This window comes from Ruminococcus sp., assembly GCF_017650195.1.
GTDB lineage: Bacteria > Bacillota > Clostridia > Oscillospirales > Ruminococcaceae > Ruminococcus.
Map to the genome: position 1 here is coordinate 1 of NZ_JAGCFH010000009.1, position 5,207 is coordinate 5,207.

Annotated in this window: 5 protein-coding genes; all 5 read left to right on the forward strand. The window is 39.9% G+C overall.

What is annotated here, in order from left to right; translation table 11 throughout:
- The first annotated feature begins 247 nt into the window (after positions 1-247).
- Positions 248-961: a hypothetical protein gene (locus tag J6U00_RS00285; protein ID WP_296577429.1), complete on the forward strand. Its 714-nt coding sequence runs from the start codon at positions 248-250 to the stop codon at positions 959-961.
- Between the two features lie 34 nt (positions 962-995).
- On the forward strand, positions 996-3,308 hold the full coding sequence (locus J6U00_RS00290; protein ID WP_296577431.1) for an ATP-dependent Clp protease ATP-binding subunit: 2,313 nt from the start codon (positions 996-998) through the stop codon (positions 3,306-3,308).
- The gene (locus J6U00_RS00295) at positions 3,305-3,964 is read left to right on the forward strand and encodes a hypothetical protein (RefSeq protein ID WP_296577434.1); all 660 of its coding nucleotides are present in this window, start codon (positions 3,305-3,307) and stop codon (positions 3,962-3,964) included. The genes J6U00_RS00290 and J6U00_RS00295 overlap by 4 nt, the downstream gene beginning before the upstream one ends.
- 257 nt (positions 3,965-4,221) lie before the next feature.
- A complete protein-coding gene (locus tag J6U00_RS00300; protein ID WP_296577436.1) occupies positions 4,222-4,947 on the forward strand; it encodes a hypothetical protein in 726 nt (241 codons plus the stop codon).
- Between the two features lie 100 nt (positions 4,948-5,047).
- Positions 5,048-5,207 (forward strand): DUF2752 domain-containing protein (locus tag J6U00_RS15125; protein ID WP_365717593.1); only part of this gene is annotated, 160 nt, incomplete at its 3' end.

Sequence of the window (5,207 nt, forward strand, 5' to 3'; positions counted from 1 at the left end):
ATTCTTAATTCTCATATAACTATTCTTCTCACCAATAAGTATATATCCATTAGATAAATTATCTGATGGAGTTTTCTTTGGTGTTAAAGAACCAGTCTCCATATAGTTTTCATATAATTCAATAAAATAATCTATTTTATATACAAAAGCTATTAAAGCTGCGATTACTACTGTAGGCTATGGTATAGCACTTGCCTTAGCTCTTGGAATTAGCAGTAGTACCGCTGAAACTCTTTACCAAAACACAATGAGAAGCAGTTGTATAAACAACATCGACAGATCTCTTAAATCAGACACTTTCGTTAATAAATATGCTTCCTATCTTGAATCGCTTGGATATTCACTTCGTGTAAATCCTGAAAAACTTACATCTATTTTCGGAGGAGAAAAGAATATTGACGAAGAACTTGTGAAGTATATAAACAACATTAATGGCCGTCGAATTGCAGAGGATGAAGAAGTTATAAGTCTTGTTCACGAAGGATATGCTGTTGTCATTCGTGACATTGTCTCACAAAATGTTAATAAGTACGCTGCTGAAACCGCAGCAAAGGAAATCCGAAGTGACAGTAGTGGTATGCAGGAACTTGCTCCTCTTATTACAGACAGAGAAGATCGCACTCCTGCCGCAAAATATATTGCTGACCACTATACAGCGCCTGCATTTGTAACAATTTACAAGCTCATCGGCTTCCTACTTCTTTTCGTTGCAGCAGCAATTATGATATATCTGATACTGCAGCAATATATGTCCAGAGACGATACAAAAATCGATGCTGGCGCACATATTTGCGGAGGAATCATCGGTATCATCAAAGGTGGCTTGTTTGTTACTGTAGCCGCAGCACTAATACGAATATGGGCTATCATGGGAAGTGACGAGATGCTCTTTTTCAACAATAGTGTTATTGATAAATCTATTATTTTTAAATACTTCTACACTTTCGTATCATCACTCTAAGTGTGTTTAACCATCTTAACAGGAGGAACATCCTATGATAATGTGCAGCAATTGCAAAAAACGACCTGCTGTCGTATTCATTACCTCTGTACAGGGAAATGAAAAAAAGAATGAAGGCCTTTGCCTCGCCTGTGCTAGAGAAAGAAAAATTCCGCAGGTTGCTGAATATATGGAAAAACTTGGTATTACTGACGAAGAAATCGACCAGCTTTCTGATCAGATGATGGGAATGCTGGACGGCGACTCTTTTGAGATGGGAGGGCAGGGAATAATGCCGGACTTCATCTCAAATATGTTCGGAGAAGAGAACAGTTCAGAGGATAAAGACGTTGATTCAACGCTCCCGGATAGTGAAGAGAAACCTAGAAAAAAAGGACTGTTCGGAAGAGAAAAAACTGAAAAGAAAGAAAAAAAGAAAGAACTCAAGTTCCTTGGAAGTTATTGTACAAATCTGTCGCAGAAAGCTGCTGACGGTCAGCTTGACCGAATAATCGGCAGAGACAAAGAAATAGCACGAGTTGTTCAGATTTTGTCTCGCAGAACAAAGAACAATCCGTGCCTTATCGGTGAACCTGGCGTCGGCAAAACTGCAATTGCAGAAGGAATAGCACAGAGAATCAATGAGGGCGATGTTCCGCTGAACCTTGCAGACAAGAAGCTCTATCTCCTCGACCTTACTGCACTTGTTGCTGGAACACAGTTCCGTGGCCAGTTTGAAAGCCGTGTCAAAGGACTTGTGGATGAAGTCAAAAGAGAAGGAAATATTATTCTTTTCATTGACGAAGTACACAATCTTGTAGGTGCAGGGGACTCTGAAGGCTCGATGAACGCTGCAAACATTCTTAAACCGGCACTCTCACGAGGAGAGGTTCAGGTAATCGGAGCTACAACATTCGGAGAATACAGAAAGTACATTGAAAAAGACTCTGCATTAGAACGTCGTTTTCAGCCTGTAACGGTTACAGAACCTACTATAGAAGATACTGTAAATGTTCTCCTTGGTATCAAGAAATACTATGAAGACTATCATAAAGTTCATATCTCTGATTACCTTATAAGGGTTTGTGCGGTACTTTCCGAAAGATATATAACTGACAGATTCCTTCCTGATAAGGCTATTGACCTCATGGACGAAGGTTGTGCTCATGCAAATATCCGCTCACCTGAGATAGCTGAATATGCTAAGAAAATCAAAGAAATCAGTGTGCTTGAAGGAATGGAGACTACCCTGTCAGAGCAGAATGAACCAGATTATCAAGCTCTCGCTGAGGTAAAAGGAAAGCTTATTCACGCTCGTGATGACGCGGCACAACTAAAGGAAAAAGCTGAAAATGTTCAGGTCACTGAAGAAGATATTACAAAAGTAGTTGAACTTTGGACAGGTATCCCTGCAAGCAAAATTGCAGAAACAGAATTCCTCAAGATAACCAAACTTGAGAATGCATTAAAGAAACGTGTACTTGGACAGGATGAAGCAGTTGAAGTACTAACTCGCGCAATCAAACGAACAAGAGTACAGCTCAATAAACGCAGAAGACCTGCATCATTTATTTTTGTTGGACCGACAGGTGTCGGCAAAACTGAGCTTGTTAAAGCACTTTCTGAGGAACTGTTCGACTCGACAGAACCTCTTATCCGACTTGATATGACAGAATATATGGAGAAGCATTCTGTTGCCAGAATGATAGGATCTCCTCCCGGATATGTAGGATATGATGAAGCAGGTCAACTTACTGAAAAAGTTCGCCGTAAACCTTATTCAGTAATCTTGTTCGACGAAATTGAAAAAGCTCATCCTGATGTTATGAATATTCTCATGCAAATTTTGGATGAAGGACATATTGATGACGCACAAGGAAGAAACATCAACTTTGAAAATACAATAATCTGCATGACTTCTAACGCAGGCTCAACAGATAAGAGTGTCGGTGTTGGTTTCAACCGTACTGAAAATGAGATCTCCCGCGACAAGGCGATGAAAGGACTACGTGAATTCCTTCGTCCTGAATTCATTAGTCGTATCGATGAAGTAGTTGTATTCAAACAGTTAACCAAAGAGGATTTTGCACATATAGCAGCTCTCATGCTAGATGAAATGAAGGAACCTCTTGCAGAGAAAAACATTTCAGTATCTTATGATGATCAGGCACTTAAACTCATTGCTGAGAAATCTTTCGGCAAACCATATGGTGCACGTGATATACGTCGTGTAATCCGTCAGGATGTTGAAGACAAAGTTGCAGAAATGATAATCACCAACTCGTCAAATATAGATGAAATTAGCATATCTGTTGATGGGGATAACATAACTGTTTCAGGAAAGAAAAAGGAGCAAACGGAAGAATGAACTTAAAAAAACTAATTGCCATTGCAACGACTACGGCAATGCTTGTTTTGTCAGCATCCTGCGGTAATTCCACAAACTCATCACCAGGATCTACAGAAAAGGATTCAACGCCTTCACCAACAGGAGCTTACAGCGATAGTGTAGTTGCAGCTGTTGAAGGACCTAAACTTATGTTTTCAAATGTTGAAGCTGCTCCAGGAGAAACAGCCGAAATATCTTTGATCGTAAGTGGCGCACACAAGAACTGGACTATGTGTGGCATTCATGTAACATTTGGAGAAGACTTAGAATGTGTTATGGATGATCCGGCAAATAATCGGATTTCGTATGAACTCGGTGCCGCTTCAAAACACTCTTCAGGATCGGTTGGAATGCTTTGGGTTAATCAGCTTCCTGAAGAACTTACATCCAATCATCTTGGCTGCTTATTTTTCACTGAAATCTTTGAAGGTGATATGGGTGGAGATGGTGAAATTGTGAAGTTCTTCTTCAAAGTCCCTGAAAAGGCAAAGAAAGGGACTGTATATCCAATTGGAATATATTATATGCCACCAGATGAAGCACGTGAAGATATGTTCAGAAACAGTGCAGATGATCTGTCGCTTGAAAAATACGCCTTTGAGAACTGGACCGGTGGAAGCATAACAGTTGTCTAAGAATTATTAGATAAATACTACTAAACATATTATTACAACGCATAGGCTGATTATAACCAGTCTATGCGTTTTTTGAGATAGTTTTGATACTATTTTTTCTACTAACCAACAACTTTCCACAACTATAAAATATAAAAAGGTCAAAAAAGCTTGAAAAATACGGTAATTGTGACGAATGTGTGAAATAATGTATTGACTTTATTGTTTTAATATGATATCATATAGCTATACTTTTTATATTTTTGGAGGAAAACACTATGGAAGACAATAAGCTCAATCCCACAGGCGTTCCCGAGGAAGTTAACAATGCTGCTGAGGCAGTTGCAGATGCTGCTCAGGAAGGCGCAGATACAATAGCTGATAAGGTTGCCGAAAAAGTTGAATCATTCGGCGACGCCGCAGAAAATGTAAGTGATAAGGTAGTTGATACTGTTACTGGTGTTGTTGATGCTGCTGGCGAAGCTGCTGACGATTTTGGTGACAAGGTTGCTGATGTTGTTTCAGGCGAAGCTGCTGATGCAAACGCTTCTCTCGGTGACAAAGTCGCTGATGTTGTTAATGCTGCTGGCGATGCAGCTGATACTTTCGGAGAAAAAGTCGCTGATACAGTAAGTGAAGCATTTGGTAATGCTACAGATTCCGCTGAGAAGGCTATATCTCCAGATGCTATTTATGGTGGTGCGCCTGCTGCAGGCGGTAGCAAAGTACTCTCTATAGTATCTCTCGTTTGCGGTATCGTTGCTATTCTTGCAACACTTCTCAGTTGTTGCTGCACAGGTGCTCCAAACCTTATTTTTGGTATTGCTGCTCTCGTTACTGGTATTCTTGCAAAGAAGAAAAACTGTGAAGGACAGGGTATGGCTCTTGCTGGTATCATCATGGGTGGAGTCGCTGTTGCTGCAGGTCTCGTTTGGGTTATTTGGATGATTATCAGCCTTGCAACAGGTACTGCTTCATCACTTACCAAGTCCTTTAATTCTTAATCCATCTATTAAAATGGATAAAACCAAACGTATAAAGTTAGCTGTACTTATAGGCGTCCCCGTATTGCTTTTAGTTGCATTTCTTTTCAGGAATCAGATAATGTCCTTAAGCAAATTTTTAGGGCCTTGTATATTCCATGAAACGACAGGTTTACACTGCCCTGGCTGCGGAAACACAAGAGCAGTTAAAGCATTGTTAAATCTACATCCTATAGTATCATTCAGAAATAACCCTATCATAATTCTCCTAACACTAACAG

Bases quoted from the DNA above. Each gene is read 5' to 3' on its own strand.
- J6U00_RS00295 (WP_296577434.1), top strand. From the start codon at position 3,305: ATGAACTTAAAAAAACTAATTGCCATTGCAACGACTACGGCAATGCTT.
- J6U00_RS00300 (WP_296577436.1), top strand. From the start codon at position 4,222: ATGGAAGACAATAAGCTCAATCCCACAGGCGTTCCCGAGGAAGTTAAC.
- J6U00_RS00285 (WP_296577429.1), top strand. From the start codon at position 248: ATGAGAAGCAGTTGTATAAACAACATCGACAGATCTCTTAAATCAGAC.
- J6U00_RS00290 (WP_296577431.1), top strand. From the start codon at position 996: ATGATAATGTGCAGCAATTGCAAAAAACGACCTGCTGTCGTATTCATT.